The following is a 26,443-nucleotide window of genomic DNA, read 5'->3' on the forward strand; positions in this document are numbered from 1 at the left end:
GGGCGCATCACGCGGCCGCCGTTACGCCAGCTTATCCAGCCAGCGCACGTAAGCCTGGTCCCACAGTGCCGCAGGCGTGCCCGCTTTACCAAGGCCAAAGCCGTGACCGCCGCTGCTCAGCTCAATCAGCTCCACCGGGACCTGCATACGGCGGCAGGTGTCGCGCATCAGTTCAGTGTTGTGCGGGTTTGAGGTGTGATCGTCCTCTGCCTGGGCAAGGAACGTGGGCGGATAGTGGCGGGTCACGTAGTTCTGCACGGACCAGTTTGCTTCCTGCGTTGGCGTGGCGTTGCGCCCTACCATCATCAGGTGCGTTTTGGTGTGCTGATAGGGGGCTTCCAGCGTGATCACCGGATAGATCAGGCCAACGCTGTCTGCCACCGGCGCGATCTGATCGAGCGGGTCCTGCGCGGGATAGGTGGTGAAATCCGGACGGGCCGCCGCCATGCCCAGCAGGTGACCTCCGGCAGAGAAGCCCAGCAGATGGACCTTTCGCTCCATCGACCGCACCATGCGGATAGCACGCTGCGCATCCTGTAACGGCGCCAGATTGCCCGCCTGCCACTTCTCACCGGGCAGACGATAACTCAGCACGTAGGCGGTGTAACCGCTGGCATTCAGCCAGCGCGCCACCGGCCAGGCTTCGCGCCCCATGCCGATAAAACGGTAGCCGCCACCGGCCGCGACAATCACCGCTTCGCCGTTCGGGTTCTCCGGACGAAAGCGCTGAATCGCCGGTGAGACAATATTGGTCCACGAGCCGTTAGCGCTCACTCTCAGCAGGCCGGATGGCCCGCCGCCGCCTGGCGGTTCGTCTGGCCAGAGCGGAATGATGTCATCGCGCGCAAACAGTTTGCCCGCCGTCATCGAAAGCACGGTGGCAGCGCTAGCCAATATAAAACGACGACGTGTAATCATCTTGCCCGGTAGCCAGTCTCAACGCAGTTCAGCCTCGCAGGCTGCGTGTCATTATGTGAGGTGTATCAGATTTTAGTCTGGCGATAATGTACGCATATCGTACAAAAAAGCCATAAAAAAAAGCGCTTAAAAAAGCGCTTATTTTACGGTTAATTTACCGGATGGCGGATGGCCCCGGCAGCGGCGGTTAATCCTGCTGCTGGAACTGGGTCATCACGGTCTGCTCACACTGCTGCTGGTTGTGGCGCAGTTTTGCCCGCTCCTCTTCGCCCAGCTCCAGCCAGCCGTTAACCACTTCCTGCGCCGTCTCTTCGTCAAAGGAAGGTTTATTCATCGCCGACGGCGACTGGCTGGCGGCCAGCTGGGATTTCATCTTCTCGGTGTAGCTTTGCATATCCCCGGTTTTTTGCTCACCGCTGACAATGTGACAAAGCTGGCTGGCATAGACGTTTTCCTGTGCATCTGCGTCGTTGTCATCGGCCAGCGCGCTGGCTGACAGGGAAAGCCCGAACAGGGCAATAAGCAATGCTTTCATAATAGGCTCCAGTAATTTCCAGAAAATCACGTTTCATCCTGCTGCGCGCGGGCCGCCTGACGGGCAGCGCGCCAGTTCAGCAACGGTGTAACCGTGATGCCGTGCAGTACAATACTGCATACCACTAACGTTAAGGCCATATCCATCATCTGCTCCGCCTGTGCACCCTGCATACCGTGCACCCAGGCGTAAGCGATATAGTTGATACTGCCGATGCCGCGGATCCCCAGCCAGCCGATCAGCAGCCGGCGCATCAGCGGCATTTCGCAGCGCCAGGTGGTCAGCCATACCGCCAGCGGCCGCACCACGACGAACAGCAGCAGCGCCAGGCCAATGCCGGTCAGGTTCCAGTGGTGCGCCAGCGTAATGCCCAGCACCACCATCATCGCCGCCGCCAGCAGCCGCTCAATGGTATCACCAAACGACAGCGCGTCACCGACCACCAGCCCTACCGATTTGACCATGCCGCCGCCGCTTTGTGCCAGTCGCTGATTAGGATTAACCAGCACTTCAGCAGGCAGGTAACGCTTCTCTTCCGGCAAATCTTCCAGCGGGAAGCGTTTTGTCACGCGCAGTTCGGCACGGCGCAGGCCGACGCCCGCGGCAAAAGTGGCCAGAAAGCCCGAAGCGTCTACCGCCTGCGCGGCCGCATAGCTCAGCGCGATCAGCGCCAGTGCGAGAAAGTCATTGGGGGCCACGTCTTCGTGCGCGCTGCGCAAGCGGGTTGCCAGCACGCCAATCATCCGACCCAGCAGATAGCCGATACCCAGTCCGCCGCCAATCGCCCAGAGTACATCCCGCGCCGCCCAGCCTGCGAGTTCGTTCAGATGGAAGGTGGCAGGCTGAATCAGCAGTAGCGCCAGCATCAGCAGCGGCAGCGCGGAGCCATCATTCATGCCGGCCTCGCTGGAGAGCGCGACGCGCAGGGCATCATCGTCGCGCGCATCATTGACGGAAATCAGGCTGGCGAGCACCGGATCGGTGGGTGCCACAATCGCGCCAAACGCCAGCGACAGCGGCCAGGGAAAACCGGCGATCCAGTGAATCAGGCAGGCCATGCCGCCCACCGTCAGCAGCATCGCCGGAAACGCCAGCCGGACGCCGACGCGCCACGCGTGCGCGGTCATCGGCAGGCGCAGCTTCAGGCCGGTGATAAACAGCGAGGCGGCCATAGTGATTTCGGTGATGTGCGCCGCCAGTTCGGCGTGACCGATGATATCGATTTGCAGCAGGTTCAGCATCCACGGACCGCAGAGGATGCCCGCAAACAGGTACAGACCAAATGACGTCACTGGCCCCCGGTGAATCCAGCCGGAAGCCAGCGACATTAACAGTAACAGACCGCCGGTAGCGGCGGTCCAGGCCAGGAAGTTCATAACGCTCCGTTTTTAAAAAACATTCTCCCTTAAGCCTGGCACAGGATTTGCGATCAGTTTTTCAGATGACGACTGGCAAGGCGAATCAGTAACGCTAGCCCGGCGGACAACGTCGCCAGGGTGACCACGCCCGGCCAGCCAAAGTGCGCCAGCGCCAGGCTGCCCAGCGCGGCCCCGGTCGCCATGCCGATAAACACCACGGTGAACATCAGGGCGTTCAGGCGGCTGCGCGCCTCCGGTGCCAGACCGTAAACCAGCGTCTGATGCGCTACCAGCGTGGCCTGCACGCCGAGATCAAACCCGACGGTGCTGATGACAATCAGGCCAAGCTGCACCGGCACCGGCAGCAGCGGCAGCAGGAACATCAGGGCGAAAGAGAGAATGACCAGCGTCGCACCGTACTGCGTCACGCGGGCGGGCCCGATGCGATCGGCGAAGCTGCCTGCCAGCGGTGCCGCCAGCGCCCCTGCTGCACCGGCCAGACCAAAGGCACCGGCAATCGCACTGTCGAGATGAAAGCGCTCGCTCAGCATCAGCGCCAGTGTTGACCAGAAGGCACTGAAGCTGACCGACAGCAGCCCCTGTGCCAGCGCGGCGCGGCGCAGCGTCTGGTGGTGTTGCCACAGATGTGCCAGCGACAGCAGCAGACGCGGATAGCTGACCGAGGTGCCCGGCGTAAAGCGCGGCAGCGCCCGCCACAGCGCCAGACTGCTCAGCAGCACCGCCGCCGCGGCCACCATATACATGGTGCGCCAGCCAAAGTACTCCGCTACTACGCCGCTCACCACGCGCGACAGCAGAATCCCTACCAGCAGCCCGGTCATGACCGTGCCCACGGTTTTACCGCGGCTGCTTGCCGGTGCCAGCGCCGCCGACGCCGGCACAATATCCTGCGCCACCGTGGCCGTTAATCCGGTCACAAAGCTGGCGACTAGCAACGCATTGATGCCGCCGGAAAAACCACACAGCAGCAGCGCGGCCATCAGCAGCAGGCCTTTGACCAGAATAATGGTGCGGCGGTCGTGCCGATCGCCGAGCGGCGCCAGCAGCAGAATGCCCAGCGCATAGCCCACCTGCGTCAGCATCGGCACCATGCCCACGCTGCCGATGCCGGCATGAAACTGTTTGCTGATGATATTCAGCATCGGCTGGCTGTAGTAAATCGAGGCGACGCTCAGGCCGGCACCGGCAGCGAGGGTAAATACCAGCGGTGCAGGCAGCTTTTCAGCGGGCAGAACAGCGGAGGATGACATGGCTGACATAATGGTTTTCTCCAGTGAAAGTGCGCTTATTAAAGCGCACGGCCACTATACGCGGTAGACTGTTTCTACACAGAACTGTTATACGCGAAACGTATGAGCACAGCCGCCAGTAGCGACCGCATCGAACTGATGCAGACCTTTATCCGCATTGTGGAAAGCGGCTCGCTTTCTGCCGCCGCACACCAGCTGGGCACCACCCAGCCCACCATCAGCCGACGCCTGCAGGCGCTGGAACAGCGGCTGGGCCTGAAGCTGATACTGCGCAGCACGCACGGACTGAAACTCACCGATGATGGCGAACGCTGCTATGCGCAGGCGCGGCAGCTGGTCGCCACCTGGCACGCGCTGGAAGATGAGCTGACCGGCACACATGACGACCCGGTGGGTACCCTGCGCGTGCGGGCGCCGCATGCCTTTGGTCAGGATCAGCTGATTGCGCCGCTGGTGGATTACCTGCAGCGCTATCCGCGGCTTAACGTCGAGTGGATGCTGAATGATCGCACGCCCGATTTCATCAGCGAAAACGTTGACTGCGCCATTCAGGTCGGCGCGCCGGGCGATCCTTCCGTGGTGGCGGTGCTGCTGGCTGAGGTGCCGCGTTTTGTGGTGGCGGCTCCGGCGCTGCTGGCGGCGCATCCCGCCGTGCAGCAGGTGCATGAACTGCCGCAGCTGCCGTGGCTGGCGCTGACCAGCTTTTATCACAATGAGGTTGCGCTGCAGCATACCCGCGATGGTCAGACGGTTAACCTGGCGATTGCGCCCCGTCTTGCCAGCGACAGCCTGTATGCAGTGCGCAAAGCGGCGCTGGCCGGTATGGGCGTGGCGGTGGTGTCATCGTGGGTGGTACAGGAGGATTTAGCGCGCGGTGCGCTGGTACAGCTGCTGCCCGCGTGGCAGGCGCCGCCGCTGCCGGTGTGGCTGACCTATCCGTGGGCCAGTTATTATCCGGCCCGGCTGCGGCACTTTTTTGCCATGATTCGCGATGTGATGCCGCAGTTAACCGGCACGCGACCGGTGCGATAAGCCAACCGGCCCGCTGCGACCGGTTGCCGGGTGCGCCGGCAGGTGCACCCGTTGCCTGCGCTTACTTCTTCTCCATTTTCGACATGGCATCCAGCCAGCCCATCACAAACGCCGACAGCACAAACGTCAGGTGGATAATCACGTACCACATCAGCTTATCGTTGGCGACGTTGCGTGCATCCATAAAGATGCGCAGCAGATGAATGGAAGAGATCGCCACGATGGAAGCCGCCACTTTGTTTTTCAGCGAGCCGGAATCCATCTTGCCCAGCCAGCTCAGTTTCTCTTTGTGCTCAGCGATATCCAGCTTCGAGACAAAGTTCTCGTAACCGGAGAGCATCACCATCACCAGTAAACCGCCCACCAGCGTCATGTCCACCAGCGACAGCAGCAGGAGAATCAGATCGTTTTCCGCGATACTGAGAATGTTGGGTAGCAGGTGTAAAATTTCCTGAAAAAATTTAACGGTCAGCGCCAGCAAGCCCAGCGAAAGTCCAATGTAAACCGGTGCCAGCAACCAGCGCGATGCATACATCAGGTTTTCGGTAAAACGTTCCATAAGTTTCCATTTATCAACAATCAGGCTGGCGAGTATAACCGAACTTCTGTGAAGTTATTTCAGCCCTTCTTCAGAAATTTCGGGGGCATCCGGCAGCGGCAGCGATAAACGAAAACATGCGCCGCCCTCCGGCCGGTTCTCTGCCCAGATGCGCCCGCGGTGCGACTCCACGATGGTTTTGCTGATTGCCAGCCCCAGTCCGACACCCGGTACGGCGGACTCTTTATCGCCGCGGGCAAACTTGTCGAAAATGCGTGTCAGGTTCTCCGGCGCAATGCCCGGACCGTTATCCCAGACGGCGACCTCCAGCCGGGCTTTGTCACGCCATGCGCGAATGCCGTGCTGCGCCGCGTTGCCGGCATACTTCAGACTGTTCTCGATCAGGTTAGTGAACACGCGCTCCAGCATCGCGCTGTCGCCTTTGATCAGCACCAGTTCGTCCGGTAAATCCAGCGCAATGTCGTGTCCTTTCAGCAGCGGCCCCATGCTGCTGAGCGCGCCGCCGATCACCTCATCCAGCGCCACCCACTCTTCGCGCAGGTTCAGGCCGCCGGACTGAATGCGCGCCATATCCAGCATGTTGCTCACCAGCCGGATGGTACTCAGGGTCTGTTCGCGAATCTGATTCGCCTGGCCGACATACTTTGACTGCTCGCTGGCGAGGTCCAGCATCAGCATCTCCGCCTGCCCAAACAGCACCGTCAGCGGCGTGCGCAGGTCGTGCGACAGCGCGGAAAGCAACGCGTTACGCAGCTGCTCGCGTTCCGCCGCCAGCCGGGATGCAGCTTCGCTGTGCGACAGCGCCATACGCTCCAGCGCATTGGCGATCAGCACGGTAAAGGTTTCCACCAGCCGCTGCTGTTCCGGGATCATCAGCTGCCGCAGATTTTCCGGCTCGACCACCAGCAGCCCGAGGCAGTGGTTGCCGCTTTTCAGCGGCAGCATCTGATACGGCACGGCCGGCAGGGTATCGGTGCCCGCCCCCGCCGGCTGCCCTTTGCTGAAGCTCCAGCGGGCGATGCCGAGGTCCGGCGGCGTGGCGATGCTGTTTTCGCCCACCGCCTGCAGCTCGCCCTGCTCATCCGGCAGCAGCAGCTGGCTGCGCGCCTGCAGCGTCACGTCAATCACGCGCTGACTGGTGGCGGCAATATCCTGCGGCGTCAGGGCACTGCTGAGCGATTTGGCCATTTCATACAGGTGCCGTGCGCGCTGTTCCCGGTAGCGCGCGACCTTCGCCTGATAGCGCACCCCCGCCGTCAGATTCCCGACGATCACCCCGACCGCCAGCATCACGGCAAAGGTCACCAGATACTGCAGATCCGACACGGCGATAGTGCCGGTGGGGGCCACGAAAAACAGATCGAAAGCGAAGATGTTGATGACCGTGGCAAACACCGAGGGCCAGCGGCCGAAGCGCAGCGCCACCAGCACCACCGCCAGCAGATAGATCATCACGCCGTTCGCCGGGTCAAAGGCCACCAGCAGCCAGCGGCCAAGCGTGGTGACCAGAATGCACAGCACCAGCGCCATCAGGCAACCACGCAGCAGCAGACGCCACTTTTCGTTGCTGGCGCGCTGGCCGCCCAGCGGATGCGGTGCGTCACGCACTGGTTCATCCAGCGCCACCACCAGCAGATCGAGATCCGGGCCCAGCTCGCCGAGGCGCTGGGCAAAGCTGTCGCGCCGCCAGTGCCGCTGCGGCTGCCGGCCGGTGACAATTTTGCCCAGATTGTGCTCGCGTGCGTAACGCAGCACGGCGCGCGCTTCATCGGGATCGGAAAGCGTGGCGGTTTCCGCGCCCAGCTCCTGCGCCAGTTGCAGGGTGCGCAGAATGGCGCGACGACGCGCTTCCGGCAGGCGGTTCAGCCGCGGCGTTTCCACATACACCGCATGCCATTCGCTGCCGAGCCGGGCCGCAAGCCGCGCGGCGGTACGCACCAGTTTTTCGCTACCGGTGTCATCGCCAATGCACAGCAGGATGGCATCGCGCGTGTGCCACACTTTGTCGCGCCCCTGCTGGTCACGCCAGGCGCGCATCTGATCATCAACGCGGTCAGCGGTACGGCGCAGCGCCAGCTCACGCAGCGCGAACAGGTTGCCTTTGCGGAAAAAGTTTTCAATTGCGCGTTCGGCGCGATCGCCGACATAGACTTTTCCCTCTTTCAGCCGCTGTCGCAGATCGTCCGGCGGCAAATCCACCAGCACCACCTCATCTGCGCTATCAAAAAACGGGTCCGGCACGGTCTCGCGCACCTGAATGCCGGTCACCCCGCCGACCACGTCGTTCAGACTCTCCAGATGCTGCACGTTAACGGTGGTAATGACATCGATACCGGCGTCGAGCAGCTCTTCAATGTCCTGCCAGCGTTTCGGATGGCGCGACCCCTGCACATTGGTATGCGCCAGTTCGTCCATCAGAATCACCGCCGGATGACGCGCCAGCGCGGCATCCAGATCGAACTCCGCATGGCGCGAGCGCCCGGTGGCGCGGCGCGGCAGCAGCGTCAGTCCGGCAAGCAGCGCGGCGGTCTCTTCGCGGCCGTGGGTTTCCACCACCCCGGCCAGCACGTCCAGCCCCTGCGCCCGCAGACGCTGCGCCTCCTGCAGCATGGCGTAGGTTTTTCCCACCCCGGCGCAGGCACCAAAATAGATTTTCAGTTTGCCGCGATGGCTCTCGCTGTGGTTGAGCAGCAGCGCATCGGGATCGGGGCGTGGTAATTCATCGTTCATGCGAAGTCCATGGTTATAGCGCGCGCCGGTATGGCATGACGCAACGGGCTGCGCCGCAATCCGGGATGTCCACGGTTGTCGCGGCGCGGTTCACGCTTATCCCTGTAAATTATCCAGCGCCAGGTTTAACCGCAACACGTTCACCGTCTCCTCACCGATAAACGGCAGCAGCGGGCGTTGCGTCTGACGCGCGATCAGCGCTTCAACGTCACTCAGCGCCAGATGGCGCGCTGCCGCGACACGCGGTGCCTGCCAGCGCGCGGCTTCCGGTGAAATATCCGGATCCAGACCGCTGGCGGAGGCGGTGACCAGCTCAACGGGCACCGTCGCCGGTGCCTGCGGGTTGGCGGCGCGCAGGGCGGCCACCCGTGCGGCCACCGCTTTATCCAGCGCCGGGTTGCTCGCCGCCAGATTGCTGCCGCTGGAGGCCAGCGCGTTATAAGGTGCATCGCCCGTGGCTGACGGGCGGCCCTGGAAATGGCCCGGCTGACTGAATGCCTGACCAATCAGCGCCGAGCCACGCACTTCGCCCTGACGCTCAATCAGCGAACCGGACGCCTGCGCCGGAAACCACCACTGCGCCAGCCCGGTTGTCAGCAGCGGATAGAGCCCGCCGGTAAGCAGCGTCAGCAGAATTAACAATACAATAGCCGGACGTAACTGACTCATTTCTCTTCTCCTTACACCAGGCCTGACAGCGTCAGCAGCAGGTCAATGGCTTTGATGCCGATAAACGGCACAATCAGACCGCCTACGCCATAGATCCACAGGTTGCGGCGCAGCAGCGCGGCCGCGCTCATCGGCCGGTAGCTCACGCCTTTCAGCGCCAGCGGGATCAGGAACACAATCACCAGCGCGTTAAAAATGACCGCTGACAGGATGGCCGACGCGGGCGAATGCAGCGCCATCACATTCAGCGCGTTGAGCTGCGGATAAGTCACGGCAAACGCCGCCGGGATAATGGCAAAATATTTCGCAACGTCGTTGGCAATACTGAAGGTGGTCAGCGATCCGCGCGTCATCAGCATCTGCTTGCCGATATGCACCACTTCCAGCAGTTTGGTCGGGTTGGAGTCCAGATCGACCATATTCCCCGCCTCTTTTGCAGCCTGGGTACCGGAGTTCATCGCCACCGCCACATCGGCCTGCGCCAGCGCAGGCGCATCGTTGGTGCCGTCGCCGGTCATTGCCACCAGACGCCCTTCCGCCTGGTACTGACGGATCAGCGCCAGTTTGGCCTCTGGCGTGGCTTCAGAAAGGAAATCATCCACGCCCGCTTCTGCGGCAATCGCCGCCGCGGTAAGCGGGTTATCCCCGGTGATCATCACGGTTTTGATGCCCATTTTGCGCAGCTCGGCGAAACGCTCCTTGATGCCGCCTTTGACGATATCCTTCAGCGCGACCACGCCCAGCACCTGTGCGCCTTCCGCCACCACCAGCGGCGTACCGCCGGCGCGCGCGACCTCTTCCACGCTGGCGTTAACCTGGGCCGGAAAGCTGCCGTTGCTGGCTTCAATATGGCGACGCACCGCATCCACGGCGCCTTTGCGGATCAGCCGATCCTGCACGTTGACGCCGCTCATGCGCGTTTGCGCGGAGAACGGAATGAAGGTGGCTCCCATGCTGCTGAGATCGCGCTCACGCAGGTTAAATTTCTGCTTCGCCAGCACCACAATGCTGCGCCCTTCCGGCGTTTCATCCGCCAGCGAGGCAAGCTGGGCGGCATCGGCCAGCTGCTGCTCGCTGACGCCGGGTGCCGGCAGGAACTGCGTCGCCTGGCGGTTACCGAGCGTGATGGTGCCGGTTTTATCAAGCATCAGCACATCCACATCGCCCGCCGCTTCCACCGCGCGCCCGCTGGTGGCAATGACGTTAGCCCCGAGCATGCGGCTCATCCCCGCGACGCCAATCGCCGAAAGCAGGCCGCCGATCGTGGTGGGAATCAGGCACACCAGCAGCGCGACCAGCACCGTCACGCTGACCGGCGTACCGCCCCAGGCCGAGAAGGGCCACAATGTAGCCGTGGCGAGCAGAAACACCAGCGTCAGTGAAACCAGCAGAATGGTCAGGGCGATTTCATTGGGCGTTTTGCGGCGCTTCGCGCCTTCTACCATGGCGATCATGCGATCAAGAAAGGTTTCGCCGGGGTTGACGCTGCACTGAATCACCAGCCAGTCAGAGAGAATACGCGTGCCGCCGGTTACCGAGGCAAAATCCCCGCCGGATTCGCGGATCACCGGCGCGGATTCGCCGGTGATGGCGCTTTCATCAACCGACGCGCCGCCCTCCAGCACTTCACCGTCGCACGGAATAATATCCCCGGCTTCAACCAGCACCACATCGCCCCGGCGTAAGGTATCGGCAGACACACTTTGCCACGCGGCGCCATGATGCGGCTCCGCCAGTTTTTTGGCTTCGCTGGTCTTTTTGACCCCTTTCAGGCTGTTGGCCTGGGCCTTGCTGCGACCTTCCGCCAGCGCTTCGGCAAAGTTGGCAAACAGCACGGTGAACCACAGCCACACCGCAATCGCAGCGGTAAAGCCGGCGCTGCCGCTGAGCTGACCGCTGGCCATGCCCGCTGCCAGCAGCGAGGTCAGCACGCTGCCGATCCACACCAGGAACATCACCGGGTTGCGAAACTGCACGCGCGGATCGAGCTTTTTCACCGCATCCAGCACCGCTGTACGCGTCAGCGTTGCATCAAACAACGCCAGTTGTTGACGACTCATCTTTCCGTTATCCCTGAATTATTTGCAGATGTTCCGCGACCGGGCCCAGGGCCAGCGCGGGGACAAAGGTCAGTGCGCCGACCAGCAGCACCGTGCCCACCAGCAGCGCAATAAACAGCGGCCCGTAGGTAGGCAGCGTGCCGTTGCCGACCGGCTGGATTTTCTTCGCGGCCAGTGAACCGGCAATCGCCATCACCGGAATGATGATGCCGAAGCGGCCCACCAGCATGCAGAAGGCAAGCAGCAGGTTCCAGAAGGGGGTATTGGCGCTCAGTCCGGCAAAGGCGCTGCCATTGTTGTTGGCCGCAGACGACACGGCGTAGAGCACTTCACTGAAGCCGTGAATACCCGGGTTCGCCATACCGGCGCGTCCGGCATCGGTCATCATCGCCAGCGCCGTACCAAGCAGCACCAGCGTCGGCGTGACCAGAATGGCCAGAGCCGTCATCTTCATTTCCCATACGTCGATCTTCTTGCCCATGTACTCCGGGGTGCGACCGATCATCAGGCCGGCAATGAACACGCCAAGCAGCACAAACAGCAGCATGCCGTACAGCCCCGCGCCCACGCCGCCAAATACCACTTCACCCAGCTGCATCAGCCACATCGGCACCATGCCGCCCAGCGCGGTAAAAGAGTCGTGCATCGCATTGACGGCACCGCATGACGCGGCGGTGGTGATCACCGCAAACAGGCTGGAGTTGAGAATGCCAAAACGCGTCTCTTTGCCTTCCATGTTGATGGCGCTATCGGCCCCCAGCGTCAGAAAGTGCGGATTGCCGCGCACTTCTGCCCACATCACCGCCACCACGGCCAGCACAAACATCAGGGTCATCGCCCACAGCAGCATATGGCCCTGGCGACGATCGCCCAGGTGCTGACCAAAGGTGAAGCACAGTGCGGCCGGGATCAGGAAGATACTCAGCATCTGCACAAAGTTGGTCAGCGCCGTGGGGTTTTCAAACGGATGCGCCGAGTTGACGTTGAAGAAGCCGCCGCCGTTAGTCCCGATCATCTTGATCGCTTCCTGCGACGCCACCGGCCCGAGCGGCAGCGTCTGCTGCGCCCCTTCCAGCGTCGTCAGCGCGTGATACGGTTCAAAGGTCTGGATACTGCCCTGGCTGACGTAGAACACAGCAATCACCAGACACAGCGGCAGCAGCACATACAGCGTGATGCGGGTTAAATCACGCCAGGCGTTGCCCAGAGTGGCCAGCGAGCGGTTGGCGAAGCCACGCATCAGCGCAAACGCCACGGCAATGCCGGTGGCTGCCGACAGGAAGTTTTGCACGGTTAAGCCCACCATCTGGCTGAAATAGCTGACGGTGCTCTCCCCACCGTACGCCTGCCAGTTGGTGTTGGTGACAAAACTGACGGCGGTATTCAGCGCCAGATCCCAGCTCAGGTTCGGCAGGTGCTGCGGGTTAAGCGGCAGCGATCCCTGCAGCAGGAGAATGGCCAGCAGCAGCACGAAGCCCAGCGCATTAAACAGCAGAATCGCCAGCAGGTAGTGCGGCCAGCGCATGGCGTGCTCCTCTACGCCCGCCAGCCGCCACAGCACCCGCTCGGCACGCGGCAGCACTGGCTTATCCGCCACCAGCAGGGCAAGAAAACGCCCCAGCGGCTGCGCCAGCACCATCAGCACCAGCAGAAACACAGCAATCAGTAAAAACGCGTTCGCCGCCATCAGAATGCCTCCGCGTTAAGCAGGGCATAAATCAGGTAGCCCAGCAGTAAAAACACCAGCACGATGCCGGTTATCACACCTGCACTCACAGCAACCTCCAGAGGAAGAAATCATGGGCGCAAGCATGCGCGGCGCGGCATAAAGAAGGGGTAAAAAGGCGTAAAAGCGGCGTAAAAAAAGTATAAAAATGCGCGGAAAGTGGCCTGGGCGCGGCACCAATCGTGGCGGTTGATCAGACGCAATAGCTTGCGCGCTGTGCCATGCACGCCATCGCTCAGCGCCGGCGGACCGACACAAAATACGCAGCCTCAGGCATGAGCATGAAAAGGGTAAAAAAATACCGGGGTCGCCCCCGGTATGGTGTGTTATCCGCTGAAAGGCAGAGCGTTACAGCATGCTGTAGTGCTGCGCGAACGCCTCCTCCATCAGTGGCAACGCATCAGTTGCGGCATTTACCCCACTCTGAGTGTGCTGCTGCAGATCCGCGTTTTCCAGCGCCAGCACCGGCTGAGCCGCAGACTGCGCGGTCTCGCTTTCCACCCCGTCTGTCAGCAGTAAGTCATCAGCGTGCAGCAGCAGGCTGTTGAGCGGCGGCAGGTAGCCGTTGACGGTGAGATCATAGGACTCACTGCTGTTGTCATAGGCATCACGCACCGTAATGTGATGCTCACCGTTGCGTAGCAGCAAATTATTGAGGCTCCAGCCACCTGTCCAGCTGGTTGTAACGCTGCCGAGATACTTCTCACCGTCGTACAGTTTCAGCGTCTGGAGAGGCTCACCGTTACCGTGCAGGCTAAAGCGATTGTCGGTCGCCGTACCATTGTCATCAATAATTCCGTCGCTTTCGGTGAAAGCCAGGCTAATTTCAGGCTTCACGATGTCATCACTCTCGACAGTCAGGGTGAACACCTGTGAAATAAAATCACTTCCGCCCAGCGAGGTGGACAGGAAATACTGATGTTCCCCCTGTGGCAGTGGATAATCGGATTTAATGCTGAAGTTGCCATTTTCATCCGCGAACGCCACGGCTATGCCGCGATAATCGCCTTCGTTGTCCACCATGTGCAGCACCACCGCCTTGCCGGGCGCTGCCTTGCCGGTAAACGCTGCATAGCGATCGTCCGTGGTCGCCCCCGACTGCAGCAGGCCCTGCTGCTCACCCACGTTATCTCTGACGCCCAGCAGCTCGATTTCCGCTACGTAATCCACCACCTTCAGCCTGAAATCGATGCTCTGTTGATTGCCGGCGTAGCTGACCGTCAGCGTATGTTCGCCCAGCGCGAGTGCAGACTGCGGCGTATAGTACCACTTGCCATCGCTCTGGACGCGGGTCGTCCCGAGATAATTGCCGTTATCGTAGATATACACTGCAGCGCCTGGCTGACCTGATCCCACCAGCGTTGGATGGGTATCATCGCTGCTGGCACCGCTGATGAGCACACCCTGATCGCGGCCGGCATTATCAAACACCTGCTCCAGCACTAACGGTTCTGGCTGCGGTTCGGTGATAGTGATGACAAACGCTTCGCCCTGCGCGGCGCTGTAGGTATCGCTGACGGTGAAGCGGTGCTCGCCGGCAGGAAGGTTGCCCGGTGCGGTATAGCGCCAGGTGCCGTCGGCTTCCACGTAGACGCCGCCCAGATAACGTCCATTATCAAAGACATAAACAGCGGACCCCGGCTCGCCCCTGCCCTGCAGCGTGGGCGTTTTGTCGTCGGTGCTGGCGCCGTTTTGCAGCGATCCCTGCTCCGCGCCGACGTTGTCATAGGCGCTGTCGATTGTCAGCGGCGCTTTCGGTGGCTCGGTAATCGTCACCGTGAGGGCATCGCCAGCCGGGCCCTTATCATCCTGTACGGTAAAGCTGTGCTCACCTGCGCTCAGGTCATAGCCCGGCGTGAAGCGCCAGCTCCCGTCCTGCTGCACATAGGTGTAGCCAAGATAACGTCCATTATCAAAGACATAAACAGCGGAACCCGGCTCGCCCCTGCCCTGCAGCGTGGGCGTTTTGTCGTCGGTGCTGGCGCCGTTTTGCAGCGATCCCTGCTCCGCGCCGACGTTGTCATAGATACTTTCCAGCGTCAGCGGCGCTTTCGGTGGCTCGGTAATCGTCACCGTGAGGGCATCGCCAGCCGGGCCCTTATCATCCTGTACGGTAAAGCTGTGCTCACCTGCGCTCAGGTCATAGCCCGGCGTGAAGCGCCAGCTGCCGTCCTGCTGCACATAGGTGTAGCCAAGATAACGTCCATTATCAAAGACATAAACAGCAGAACCCGGCTCGCCTTTGCCCTGCAGCGTGGGCGTTTTGTCGTCGGTGCTGGCGCCGTTTTGCAGCGCACCCTGCTCCGCGCCGACGTTGTCATAGATACTTTCCAGCGTCAGCGGCGCTTTCGGTGGCTCGGTAATCGTCACCGTGAGGGCATCACCAGCCGGGCCCTTATCATCCTGTACGGTAAAGCTGTGCTCACCTGCGCTCAGGTCATAGCCCGGCGTGAAGCGCCAGCTGCCGTCCTGCTGCACATAGGTGTAGCCAAGATAACGTCCATTATCAAAGACATAAACAGCAGAACCCGGCTCGCCTTTGCCCTGCAGCGTGGGCGTTTTGTCGTCGGTGCTGGCGCCGTTTTGCAGCGCACCCTGCTCCGCGCCGACGTTGTCATAGATACTTTCCAGCGTCAGCGGCGCTTTCGGTGGCTCGGTAATCGTCACCGTGAGGGCATCACCAGCCGGGCCCTTATCATCCTGTACGGTAAAGCTGTGCTCACCTGCGCTCAGGTCATAGCCCGGCGTGAAGCGCCAGCTGCCGTCCTGCTGCACATAGGTGTAGCCAAGATAACGTCCATTATCAAAGACATAAACAGCAGAACCCGGCTCGCCTTTGCCCTGCAGCGTGGGCGTTTTGTCGTCGGTGCTGGCGCCGTTTTGCAGCGCACCCTGCTCCGCGCCGACGTTGTCATAGATACTTTCCAGCGTCAGCGGCGCTTTCTCTGGCCCGATGAGGGTGATGGCAAAGGCTCCGCTCTCGCGGCCGCCGGTATCCTTTATCGTAAAGCTGTGCTGGCCTGGGCTTAGCTCACTTCCTGGCGTGTAACTCCAGTGGCCAGTCTGGTAAACACGCGCATATCCCAGATACAGGCCATTATCATAGATATATATCACTGAACCCGGCTCACCCCTGCCCTGCAGCGTCGGGGTTTTATCGTCGGTGCTGCCACCGTTTTTCAGCGCTCCCTGCTCTGCACCGACGTTGTCATAGATGCTTTCAAGCAGCAGCGGTACCTGCGTGATGGTAATCGTGACGGCTTCACTCGTCGTGCCCGCTGCGGTCTGGGCAGTAAACTGATGGCTGCCGGTATTCAGTTCAGTGCGCGGGGTAAAACTCCAGCTGCCGTCCTGATTTACCCGGGTCTCTCCCAGATAACGCTGACCGTCAAAGAGATAGACGGCTGAGCCTGGCTCTCCCTTACCCTGCAGCGTTGGCGTTCGGTCATCGGTGCTGTCGCCGTTTTTCAGCACGCCCTGCTCCGGGCCAGCGTTGTCGTACAAGGTATCTAACGACAAGGGTACGCCGGTGAGGATGAGTTTGAACTCACCGGCCTGCCGGTCTGCATCGTCCCAGACGGTGAAAGTATGCTCGCCCGGCGACAGATCCCAGCGTGGCGTAAAGCTCCAGCTGCCGTCCTGCTGTACATCCGTATACCCGAGGTAGTGACCATTATCTGCAATGTATACCCGGGAGCCAGGCTCGCCCCGCCCCTGCAGCGTCGGGGTTTTGTCGTCGGTGCTGTCACCGTTTTTCAGCGATCCCTGCTCTGCGCCGACGTTGTCATAGATGCTGTCGAGCGTCAGCGGGGCTTTAGGTGGCTCGGTAATAGTGAGAGTAAACAGGCTGCTCTTGCGCCCCAGATCATCTTCTGCCGAGAAGCTGTGCTGGCCTGCTTCAAGGGTGTAGGCCGGTGTGAAATGCCAGCTGCCGTCCTGCTGTACAATGGCGCTGCCGAGATAGTGATTAGCATCTAAGATATAAACCCGTGTCCCCGGCTCACCTTTGCCCTGCAGCGTGGGCGTTTTATCATCGGTGCTGGCGCCGTTGTGCAGCGCACCCTGCTCCGCGCCGAAATTGTCGCTGGCGCTGTCAATAATCAACGGCATCTCTGGCGAGCTGGTGACAATTACTTCATAAATTTCACTGCGCTCGCCTGTCAGTTTGTAACCGACCCGCAGATTATGCCTGCCAGGCATGAGGGGATTCGCTGGCGTAAAGCGCCAGGAGCCGTCATTTTGTACCGTTGTCTGACCAATATAGACAACCCCGTCAAACACATACACCATTGCACCTGGAATACCGGTACCAACCAGCGTTGGTTTTTTATCATCGGTGCTGCCGCCGTTTTCCACGGAACCCTGCGTGTCGCCAACGTCATCCAGCAGGTTGCTGATCATCAGCGGCGCTTTAAAGGTGGCATCAATAGTAACCCTGAAGATCTCATCTGGTTCCTGCAGCAGACTATAGGTAACCCAAAGATTGTGTTCACCTGTGTCTAACGCTGCAGAAGGCGTGAAATGCCAGGTACCGTCATTTTCTACCGTGGCCTGACCCAGATTATGCCTGCCATCAATGATGTAGATGACAGCGCCTGGTTTACCGGTACCTTGCAGGGTCGGCAATCTGTCATCTGTGCTGCCGCCATTTTCAACCTGCCCTGTTTTATCTCCTGCATCGTCGTACAGGCTGGTGATCATCAGAGGGGGTACAGGCTGTTCTGTGATAGTGACGGAGAATGCATTGCTTACCTGCTCAGCCTCGTTCTGCACCGTAAAGCGATGTTCACCTGCGGCCAGCGCTGTTTGCGGAGTGAAATGCCAGGTACCGTCCTCCTGCACAAAAGTGAAGGCCAGCGGACTGCCATTATCGAAAATATAAATTTGCTCACCGGATATCCCTCTGCCCGACAAGGTCAGCGTTTTATCATCGGTGGTGTCGCCATTTTTAAGCGCACCCTGTTCTGCACCGTAATTGTCATAGACGGAATCAAGAGTCAGCGGCGTCTCCGGTGTAACGGCCGGAAGATCAATGGTAAAACTGAACGGCCCATATGCTGCGCTGGCGGTTTTTGCGGTCAGCGCGTGCGCGCCTTCAGTTAGTGGCTGATCGGGCGTAATGATAAAATTACCGTTATGATCCGCATAACCGCGCCCGATAAGCGTCTCGCCATCGTAGATCAACACCTCTTCATTCGGCTTGCTCACGCCGCCGATAATGAGATCCAACTGCGGGATCACCGCGCCCTGGCCAAAATAGTCGCCTGAATTGTCCGCCGCTTTTACACCGGTGATTTTCAACGCGTATTCGCTGGCGGGATCAATCGTAATTGCAAACGCGGCGCTGGTGGCGCTTTCAGTTTTCGCGGTGATCTGATGTGTGCCGTTGGGCAGCGCCTGCGGCAGTTCAACCACCCAGAAACCTTCACTGCTGACGCGCTCACTGCCTATTACGCGGTTGTTTTCATCGTAAAGCGTGACCAGCTCGCCCGGTTTTCCCTGGCCCATAAACTGCGGTTTGGTGTCATCGGTTACGCCACCGTGGTCAACACCGATCCTTTGCGGACCGACATCATCATAGGCAGCGGTAATGGTTAACGTCTCTTTTCCGGGTGTTTCTGCAAAGGTTGCAGCACGTGTAGCGGGGATATCATGGGTATATTTAGGCATCTTGTTGTCCTTTTAGATGGTATTGCCAGAAATCCCATCCATACTGCAGGCTCAGCCGGTGCGGCTTTACAAGACCCTTCTCGATCGTTACGTAAAGTTTTTACAATCTGTCTTAACAAACGCAATGCATGTGTCGCTACCGCTTACGCGCTCTCCAGCGCCCAGACCCGGTTAAGATCCACGTTTTCCCAGAGCCCGCTCTCCTCGGCGCCGGTGATACTGTCAGTGCAAAAGCTGTCCCCTAAATCCAGCTCTTCCGGCTTCACTTCACGCTGCGCATGCAGTGACCAGAACACATGCACTTTGGGTTTCATCAGTGAAATCTCACTGGCTTCAACCACCAGCGCCACGCGCCCGGAGGCCAGCCGCACCAGCGATCCCACCGGATAAATGCCAATGGTCCGTACAAACTCGTGCAGCAGCGTGCTGTCGAAGTGACCCCGCCAGCTCAGCATCTTGTGCATGGCTTCGGCGGGCGACCAGCCTTTACGATAGGCACGGTCTGAGGTCACAGCATCGTAGACATCACACACCGCGGCCATGCGCGAAAACAGCGAAATCTCTTCGCCTTTCAGGCCATGCGGATAACCGCTGCCATCAAATTTTTCATGATGATGCAGCGCCATATCCACCAGATCCTCGCCGGCCTCAGCATCCATCAGCAACTGCGCGCCGATAATCGGGTGCTCACGCATAATGATAAATTCCTCATCGCTGAGTTGCGTGGGCTTATTAAGGATGCTGAGCGGCACCGCGGCTTTGCCCACGTCATGCAGCAGTCCGCCCATACCTACCCGTCGCAGCTGGTGCTCATCCAGGCCCATTTTCTTCCCCAGCGAAATCATCAGGCCGCACACGGCCATAGAGTGCAGATAGGTGTAATCATCGTGGTTTTTCAGCCGCGCTACGCTAAGCAGCGCGGTGGGCGCGCGGGTAATGGAGCCGGCAATCTCATCCACCAGCTCCAGCATAAACCCCAGATCCAGCCCCCGGCCCATGCGCGCCTCATTAAACATGGCCAGCACCTGTGGCTTGCCCTGATTAAAGATGGTTTGCGCCTGATCCAGCTCCTGAAAAAAGGGCGTTCTGGCTATGTCTTTTTGCACGACCGGCGGCACCGGCAACGGCACCGATTTATCCGGATCGATCCAGACCTGCTGAATCCCTTCATGGCGGATTTGGGCGATCTGTCGTGTGTCAGTGATCAGCATCTGGTTGCGAATGCCTTTGTCTTTTAACCACCAAACCTCAAGTTTGTGGATAAACATTCCCTGGCGCAGTTCGTCAACGGAAATCAGCTTTATCACGATATCCCTCCTTAATATCTGTGGAAGATAAGAAGGGATATCGGCATTTGTGCAAAAAATCTTCAGGGTAAAATCGTGCGTCAGCTGCGCGTCTGCTGCGTAAAGTGTGCAGGCCGGCCGCCATGCAACGCGCTTTCTTGCCGGCCTCACGGCAGCGGCGGTTTTTTATCAATGCCTTAAACCGCTTTCACCCCCTGCGCGGCGGCGGCTTGCGCCGGCGAGCCGGCAGCGGGGATCTGCGTATCCCCGACGCGCTGAATCGGACCCATCACCAGCAGGAACAGCAGCGCGGCGATAACACAGTGCGCCGCCACAAACGCCAGCCCGATACTGTAGCTGCCGGTCAGGCCCACAATCACGCCAAACAGCAGCGGAGTAATAAAGCCTGCCATGTTGCCAATGCCGTTGAAAATCGCGCCCGCCAGGCCAATCGCCTCTTTTGGCGCGGTGTCGCTGACCAGCGTCCAGGTTCCGGCCCCGGCCGCAATGCCTTTGCCAAAAAAGGCAAACGACATGATGGCAATGATCCCGGCGTTAGTCGGAATGACCGCCGCCAGCACCAGCGAAGCGGCCATCAGCATGCCGGCGATATAGGGCGCTTTGCGCGCCCATGAGAGGCTCCAGCCGCGCGCCAGCAGCATGTCAGAAAGATAACCGCCGCTGATGCCGCCAAGAAAGCCAAACAGCGCCGGTGCGATGGTGGCAAAACCGGCTTCCATGATGTTCATTCCGCGGGCCTGTACCAGATAAATCGGGAACCAGGTGATAAAGAAGTAGCTCAGGGCGATGATGCAATACTGGCCGAGGTAGGCGCACCACAGCATGCGATTGCTGAGCAGCAGCCTGAACAGGGCTTTGCTGATCGGCGGGCGGGCTTTCAGGGTCTGCGCTGCGTCAATGTCCACCAGCGCACCTCCCTGTTCGATATAGCGCAGTTCGCTGGCGGAGACGTGCGGATGCTGTTTCGGGCTGCGCATATACCAGGCCCAGACAAACACCGCCAGCACGCCAATGGCGCCCAGCACAAAGAAGGGCCACTCCCAGCCGTAGCGCGTCACCAGCCAGCCGGAAAGCGGCGAGAAGATCGCCACGGCAAAATACTGCGCCGAGGCAAACAGCGCCGAGGCGCGTCCGCGTTCTGCGCCGGGAAACCACATAATCACTGCGCGCGCATTGGCGGGAAAGCTGGGGGCTTCAATCAGCCCCAGCGCAAAGCGCAGCACGAACATCAGGGTCAGGGCGATCGTCACATCGCGGGAAAACTCGCCCACAAAACCCATCAGCAGCGTAGACAGCGACCACAGCGCCAGCGTCACGCCATAGACCTTTTTGGTACCGAAGCGATCGAGAAACAGGCCGCCGGGGATCTGGCCGATCACATAAGCCCAGCTGAACGCCGAAAGGATCAGACCAAGCTGGATCGTGGAGAGACCAAACTCCGCTTTGATCGCCGATCCGGAGATCGACAGGATCGAGCGGTCGGCATACGCCACGACGGAAAGAAACAGAATCAGGCAGAGGATCCAGATACGCACATGGCTGTTCTGGCTGCGGTTTTGTACTGGCAACATAGGCTGAATTCCTTGAAAGAGGGGGCATCCTGCCCCGAAGCGACGATGTTCAGGAATACCGCTCAGATTTCACTGTTCAGCAACTATAGGAAGCCAGATACGCAGCGGTCATTGTGCGATTGGTGGAATTGACGGGTAAAAAACCGCGCGTTTTTCGTCACCGCCACAAACACAGGTGCGGTAGTGCACAAATCATTCACCCGGCGCTGGCCTGTTCACCAGAGTGTGCGCCAGCGCTGAGAAAATCGCCTGCACTCTCGCTATGAGCAGGCGGAACCAGCGCGGCTTATCGCGCAAAGTGTGCGCGTGACAGCAAAATCTTCGCCGGCAAATTGTCACCGCGGGCACACCTTCGTAGGCTGCAAATGATTTCATTGATCCAGTTAAGCGGATAATGAAATTTATATTCTAACCATAACCTCACTCTGGAGTCGGCAATGAAAACCCTCAAAACCCTGCTGCTGCTCGGCCTGCTGGCCACCTCTGCCTCTGCACTGGCAGAAAAGATAGGTGTGTCGATGGCCTATTTCGACCAGAACTTTTTAACCATCATTCGTCATGCGATCGCCAAAGAAGCCAGTACGCGCGGGCTCGATGCACAGTTTGAAGATGCCCGGGGCGATGTCGGCCGCCAGACCGATCAAGTGCAGAGTTTTATCAGCGCCGGTGTGGACGCCATCATTGTGGATCCGGTGGATTCCGCCAGCACGCCGCAGCTGACGCGGCTGGCGCAGCAGGCGAACATCCCGCTGGTGTATGTCAACCGCACGCCGGGAGATAAAACCCTGCCGCCGGGCGTGGTTTTTGTCGGCTCCGATGAGCGGGAATCCGGCACGCTGCAGATGGAAGCGCTGGCAAAAATGGCCGGTTACAAAGGCAACGTGGCGATCATGATCGGTAATCTGACGGATGCCGGTGCGCTGCAGCGCACAAAAGATGTTGAGCAGGTGGTGGCGAAATATCCGGGCATGAAAGTGGTGCAGAAGCAGCCAGCCAACTATGCGCGTAATGAAGGTATGGATTTAATGCTGAACTGGCTTGGCAATGGCGAAGCCATTGATATTGTGGCGGCTAACAATGATGAAATGGCAATTGGCGCCGCCATGGCCCTGGCCAAAAACCCTAAAAAAGTGCTCATCGGCGGCATTGACGCCACGCCGGATGGCCTGAAAGCGCTGGCGCAGGACAACATCCAGGTCACGGTGTTTCAGGATGCCGTCGGACAGGGAAAAACGGCGGTTGCGGTGGCGCAAAAGCTGATGAAGGGTGAGAGAGTGGATGCGCACGTCTGGATCCCGTTTGAACTGGTCACGCGGGAGAATATGCAGAAGTATGCCGGCAAAGGGCTGTAAGCTGGCCGTGGCCAGTATGGCGTGACGCCGGGCGGCCGCACAGCGGCCTTGTCCTCGCGTCATCCGCCTGCCGCAGGGCGGCCAGTCTTTGCGCCGTCCTGCTTCTCCGATCGGCTGTTCAGTCCCGCAGCTTCGCCATCACCACGATGTCGTGGTATTCACCCTCGCGCAGGCAGGCTTTGCGCTTCACGCCCTCCTGTTCAAAGCCGAGGCGCTGATACAGGCTGCGCGCACGCGTATTATCGTGGAACACTTCCAGCTCAACGCGCACGATGCCAAGCCAGTTAAACGCGTAATCCAGTCCGGTACGGATCAGCTGTTCGCCGATGCCGCGTCCGCTGAAAGCGGGATCGACGCTGATGCCAAAGCTCAGGCAGTGCCGGGTGCGCGGGCGCTGCTCGGTGAATAGCGTCAGCTCGCCCACCATCTGCCCGTCAATTTCAGCCACAAAGCCGATGTAGCCTTCGCTCTCCATGCGCTCAAATTTTTTCTGCCAGGTCGCCACGCTGGGAAACGGCAATTGCGTGGTCCAGCGATACACCTCAGGATGGCTGTAGAGGCGCTGATAAGCGGCGGCATCGCCCGGTTCACGACCGCGAATCTTCAATTCCATATCGGTATTCCCTGTTCAGTTGCACTAAGCTGTTAACTCTTACCGAACGGAAAGAGTGACCCTATGTTGTATCGTCGTTTTGAACGTTTTATCAATATTTTTCAGGATGCTCCTACGGATTCGCCGCCGACCCGCGTCGGGCCGTTTTACCTCTATTATCTGCGTCAGGTCTGGCCAAGCTTTGTTGCGCTGCTGATTGTTGGCCTTGCTCAGGCGCTGATAGAAGTGGCGCTGTTCAGCTATCTCAGCCGCATTATCGATCTGGTAAACCATGCCACACCCGCCACGCTGTTCAGCGCCCACTGGCCGACGCTGCTGTGGATGGCTGCAGTGGCACTGATTTTGCGCCCGGTGGTGATTGCGCTGCACGATATGCTGGTGCATCAAAGCATCAACCCCGGCATGACCAGTATGATCCGCTGGCAGCACCACAACTACGTCCTGCGCCAGAGCCTGAACTTTTTCCAGAATGATTTTGCCGGGCGCATTGCGCAGCGCATTATGCAGACCGGGAACTCACTGCGTGATTCGGCGGTGCAGCTGGTAGACGCGATCTGGCACGTGGTGATTTATGCCGTCACCTCACTGGTGCTGTTTGCCGAAGCCGACTGGCGGCTGATGATCCCGCTGATCATCTGGATCGTCGCCTACAGCCTGTCGCTGCGTTTCTTTGTGCCGCGCGTGAAGCAGCGCTCGGTGGTCTCGTCTGAGGCCCGCTCAAAGCTCATGGGCACCATCGTGGATGGCTACACCAACATTGCCACCCTGAAGCTGTTTGCGCATAACGACCTGGAGCAGCGCTACGCGCGCGAAGCCCTTCAGGAGCAGACCAGCAAAACCCAGCACGCCAGCCGCATGGTCACCAGCATGGATATCACGCTCTCCACGCTGAACGGCCTGCTGATTGTCAGCACCTCCGGCCTGGCGCTGTGGCTGTGGAGCCAGTCGCTGATCAGCGTCGGGGCCATTGCGCTGGCCACCGGTCTGGTGATTCGCCTGGTAAATATGTCCGGCTGGATCATGTGGGTGGTGAACGGCATCTTCGAAAACATTGGCATGGTGCAGGATGGCCTGAGCACCATTGCACAGCCGCTCAGCGTGCAGGATGCGCCCGCCGCGAAGCAACTGCAGGTGACGCGCGGCCAGATCCGCTTTGAAGACGTGCGCTTTGATTACGGCGGCAGCCGTCAGGTGATCAATCGTCTGAACCTGACCATTAAACCCGGTGAGAAAATCGGCCTGATTGGCCCGTCCGGTGCGGGAAAATCCACGCTGGTGAACCTGCTGCTGCGGCTGTACGACATCAACAGCGGACGCATCATCATTGACGATCAGAACATTGCTGACGTGACGCAGGCCAGCCTGCGCGGCCAGATTGGTATGATCACGCAGGACACCTCGCTGCTGCACCGCTCCATTCGCGAGAACCTGCTGTATGGCCGTCCGGATGCGACTGAGGCAGAGCTGCAGGCAGCGATAGTCCGTGCGCGTGCCGATGAGTTTATTCCGCTGCTTTCTGATCCGCAGGGCCGCACGGGGCTGGATGCGCACGTTGGCGAGCGCGGCGTGAAGCTCTCCGGCGGCCAGCGCCAGCGTATCGCCATTGCCCGCGTCCTGCTGAAAGACGCGCCGATTCTGATCATGGATGAAGCCACCTCCGCGCTGGATTCCGAAGTGGAAGCCGCCATTCAGGAGAGTCTGGAAACGCTGATGCAGGGAAAAACGGTAATTGCCATTGCACACCGCCTCTCTACCATCGCGAAAATGGATCGGCTGGTGGTACTGGAGAAAGGGCAGATTGTCGAAATGGGCAATCACCGCGAACTGCTGGCACACGGCGGCTTGTATGCCCGTTTGTGGCAGCACCAGACCGGCGGGTTTGTCGGCGCGGATTAATCACCGCGTCGGTACGGCAGTGATGCGCGCGCTTCATCGGCCCAGGCGCGCACGCCCGCCCGCTCCTGCTGCAGAAAATCAGCTACCGCAGCCCGCAACCCTTCGTGGCACAGGTAGTGCCACGAGTGAGTAAGCCGGGGTTCAAAACCGCGCACCAGCTTATGCTCACCCTGTGCGCCAGCGTCGAAGCGCTGCAGGCCTTCGGCAATGGCAAACGCCATCCCCTGATAAAAACAGGTTTCAAAGTGCAGCCGATCAAACTCAGCCAGACAGCCCCAGTAGCGCCCGTAGAGCGTTGTGCTGTCGCGCAGGTAAAACGCCATCGCGGCGGGTTGCCCCTGCAGGCTGGCAATCACCACGCGAATGGCATGCGGCATCCGCGCCGCCAGCAGACTGAAAAAGTCGCGCGTCAGATAAGGATGCTGACCACGCACCGCATAGGTGCTGGCATAGCAGGTATACACAAAATCCCACTGATCCTCACGCAGCGCATCACCGCGATACCAGTCAAAGGTAAAGCCGCTGCCCGTCACCTGTTCGCGCTCTTTACGTAACTGTTTGCGTTTGCGCGACATCAGACTATCGAGGAAATCCTGAAAATCACGATAGCCGCGATTGTGCCAGTGATACTGCACGCCCAGCCGTGCCAGCCAGTCCGGCTGCTGTTGCAGCAGGTCGTTATCCTGCGGCGTGGTGAAGTTGATATGCGCACCGCTCAGGCCGTGCTGCCCTAACGCCTCCGGCAGGGCGGCCAGCAGCGCAGCGGCGGCTTCTGCGCTCCCCAGCAGTCGCGCGCCGGTGACCGGGCTGAACGGGATCGCACCAAGCCACTTGGGGTAATAAGCAATGCCTGCACGCTGGCAGGCATCGGCCCAGGCATGATCAAACACATACTCGCCCCAGGAGTTGCGCTTGCGATAGCCCGGCAGCGCAGCGCGCAGGCGGCCATTTTCCCGCCACAGCAGATGGTCTGGCTGCCAGCCATTTTCTGCGCGTACGCTGCCGCTCTCTTCCAGCGTCAGCAGAAAGGCGTGCCGCAGAAACGGCTGATCGTCAGGTAACAGGGCATCCCATTCAGCGGCGGCGATCTCCGCCAGGGAGGACAGATGAAACAAAGACATGCAGGGCTCCCGGCCAGCTTAAAAGCGAACATTCAGTTCAGCAGGTTTTTCTGCG

At 60.0% G+C, this 26,443-nt stretch carries 18 protein-coding genes; 3 read left to right on the plus strand and 15 right to left on the minus strand.

The window, feature by feature from the left end:
• Positions 1-21 precede the first annotated feature (21 nt).
• From D8B20_RS16325 to D8B20_RS16340, 4 genes are all read right to left on the minus strand, one after another.
• Positions 22-918 (minus strand): alpha/beta hydrolase, encoded by an 897-nt coding sequence (locus D8B20_RS16325; RefSeq protein ID WP_145889933.1) that lies wholly within the window; start codon positions 916-918, stop codon positions 22-24.
• 187 nt (positions 919-1,105) lie between these two features.
• Positions 1,106-1,453, minus strand: coding sequence for a hypothetical protein (locus tag D8B20_RS16330; protein ID WP_145889936.1), 348 nt, complete (start codon positions 1,451-1,453; stop codon positions 1,106-1,108).
• Positions 1,454-1,479: 26 nt separating this feature from the next.
• Positions 1,480-2,829, minus strand: coding sequence for a cation:proton antiporter (locus D8B20_RS16335; protein WP_145889937.1), 1,350 nt, complete (start codon positions 2,827-2,829; stop codon positions 1,480-1,482).
• A gap of 53 nt (positions 2,830-2,882) precedes the next feature.
• Positions 2,883-4,091 (minus strand): MFS transporter, encoded by a 1,209-nt coding sequence (locus D8B20_RS16340; protein ID WP_145889939.1) that lies wholly within the window; start codon positions 4,089-4,091, stop codon positions 2,883-2,885.
• A gap of 93 nt (positions 4,092-4,184) precedes the next feature.
• Here D8B20_RS16340 and D8B20_RS16345 point away from each other — a divergent pair, with 93 nt between their 5' ends.
• Positions 4,185-5,114: a LysR family transcriptional regulator gene (locus D8B20_RS16345; protein WP_145889942.1), complete on the plus strand. Its 930-nt coding sequence runs from the start codon at positions 4,185-4,187 to the stop codon at positions 5,112-5,114.
• A 61-nt stretch (positions 5,115-5,175) separates the two neighbouring features.
• Here D8B20_RS16345 and D8B20_RS16350 read toward each other — a convergent pair whose 3' ends face one another.
• The 9 genes from D8B20_RS16350 to D8B20_RS16390 all read right to left on the minus strand — a co-directional run bounded on the left by D8B20_RS16350 (position 5,176) and on the right by D8B20_RS16390 (position 21,406).
• Positions 5,176-5,673: a TIGR00645 family protein gene (locus D8B20_RS16350; protein WP_145889943.1), complete on the minus strand. Its 498-nt coding sequence runs from the start codon at positions 5,671-5,673 to the stop codon at positions 5,176-5,178.
• Positions 5,674-5,727: 54 nt separating this feature from the next.
• A complete protein-coding gene (kdpD, locus tag D8B20_RS16355) occupies positions 5,728-8,403 on the minus strand; it encodes a two-component system sensor histidine kinase KdpD (protein WP_145889945.1) in 2,676 nt (891 codons plus the stop codon).
• Positions 8,404-8,499: 96 nt separating this feature from the next.
• Positions 8,500-9,072 (minus strand): potassium-transporting ATPase subunit KdpC, encoded by a 573-nt coding sequence (kdpC, locus tag D8B20_RS16360; protein ID WP_145889947.1) that lies wholly within the window; start codon positions 9,070-9,072, stop codon positions 8,500-8,502.
• Positions 9,073-9,083: 11 nt separating this feature from the next.
• Positions 9,084-11,132: a potassium-transporting ATPase subunit KdpB gene (kdpB, locus tag D8B20_RS16365; protein WP_145889949.1), complete on the minus strand. Its 2,049-nt coding sequence runs from the start codon at positions 11,130-11,132 to the stop codon at positions 9,084-9,086.
• A gap of 7 nt (positions 11,133-11,139) precedes the next feature.
• On the minus strand, positions 11,140-12,819 hold the full coding sequence (kdpA, locus tag D8B20_RS16370) for a potassium-transporting ATPase subunit KdpA (RefSeq protein WP_145889951.1): 1,680 nt from the start codon (positions 12,817-12,819) through the stop codon (positions 11,140-11,142).
• The gene (kdpF, locus tag D8B20_RS16375; protein WP_145889953.1) at positions 12,819-12,908 is read right to left on the minus strand and encodes a K(+)-transporting ATPase subunit F; all 90 of its coding nucleotides are present in this window, start codon (positions 12,906-12,908) and stop codon (positions 12,819-12,821) included. Before kdpF ends, kdpA begins: the two co-directional genes overlap by 1 nt.
• A 298-nt stretch (positions 12,909-13,206) precedes the next feature.
• Positions 13,207-18,528, minus strand: a complete 5,322-nt coding sequence (locus tag D8B20_RS16380) for an Ig-like domain-containing protein (protein WP_145889955.1) — start codon at positions 18,526-18,528, stop codon at positions 13,207-13,209.
• A 143-nt stretch (positions 18,529-18,671) separates the two neighbouring features.
• Positions 18,672-19,835 carry an HD-GYP domain-containing protein gene (locus tag D8B20_RS16385; RefSeq protein ID WP_145889957.1) on the minus strand — a complete coding sequence of 388 codons (1,164 nt, stop codon included), beginning with the start codon at positions 19,833-19,835 and terminating at the stop codon, positions 18,672-18,674.
• Positions 19,836-20,011: 176 nt separating this feature from the next.
• Positions 20,012-21,406: an MFS transporter gene (locus D8B20_RS16390; RefSeq protein ID WP_145889959.1), complete on the minus strand. Its 1,395-nt coding sequence runs from the start codon at positions 21,404-21,406 to the stop codon at positions 20,012-20,014.
• A gap of 437 nt (positions 21,407-21,843) precedes the next feature.
• Between D8B20_RS16390 and D8B20_RS16395 the strand changes: the two genes are divergently transcribed.
• A complete protein-coding gene (locus D8B20_RS16395) occupies positions 21,844-22,758 on the plus strand; it encodes a sugar ABC transporter substrate-binding protein (protein WP_145889961.1) in 915 nt (304 codons plus the stop codon).
• A gap of 118 nt (positions 22,759-22,876) precedes the next feature.
• On the opposite strand, the gene D8B20_RS16400 is transcribed toward D8B20_RS16395, so the two are convergent.
• On the minus strand, positions 22,877-23,371 hold the full coding sequence (locus D8B20_RS16400) for a GNAT family N-acetyltransferase (RefSeq protein ID WP_145889963.1): 495 nt from the start codon (positions 23,369-23,371) through the stop codon (positions 22,877-22,879).
• Positions 23,372-23,434: 63 nt separating this feature from the next.
• Here D8B20_RS16400 and D8B20_RS16405 point away from each other — a divergent pair, with 63 nt between their 5' ends.
• Positions 23,435-25,267, plus strand: coding sequence for an ABC transporter ATP-binding protein (locus D8B20_RS16405; protein ID WP_145889965.1), 1,833 nt, complete (start codon positions 23,435-23,437; stop codon positions 25,265-25,267).
• On the opposite strand, the gene D8B20_RS16410 is transcribed toward D8B20_RS16405, so the two are convergent.
• On the minus strand, positions 25,264-26,388 hold the full coding sequence (locus D8B20_RS16410; protein WP_145889967.1) for a GNAT family N-acetyltransferase: 1,125 nt from the start codon (positions 26,386-26,388) through the stop codon (positions 25,264-25,266). The genes D8B20_RS16405 and D8B20_RS16410 overlap by 4 nt on opposite strands.
• Between the last annotated feature and the right edge of the window lie 55 nt (positions 26,389-26,443).

The sequence above is a fragment of the Candidatus Pantoea soli genome (genome assembly GCF_007833795.1).
Classification (GTDB): Bacteria; Pseudomonadota; Gammaproteobacteria; order Enterobacterales; family Enterobacteriaceae; genus Pantoea; species Pantoea soli.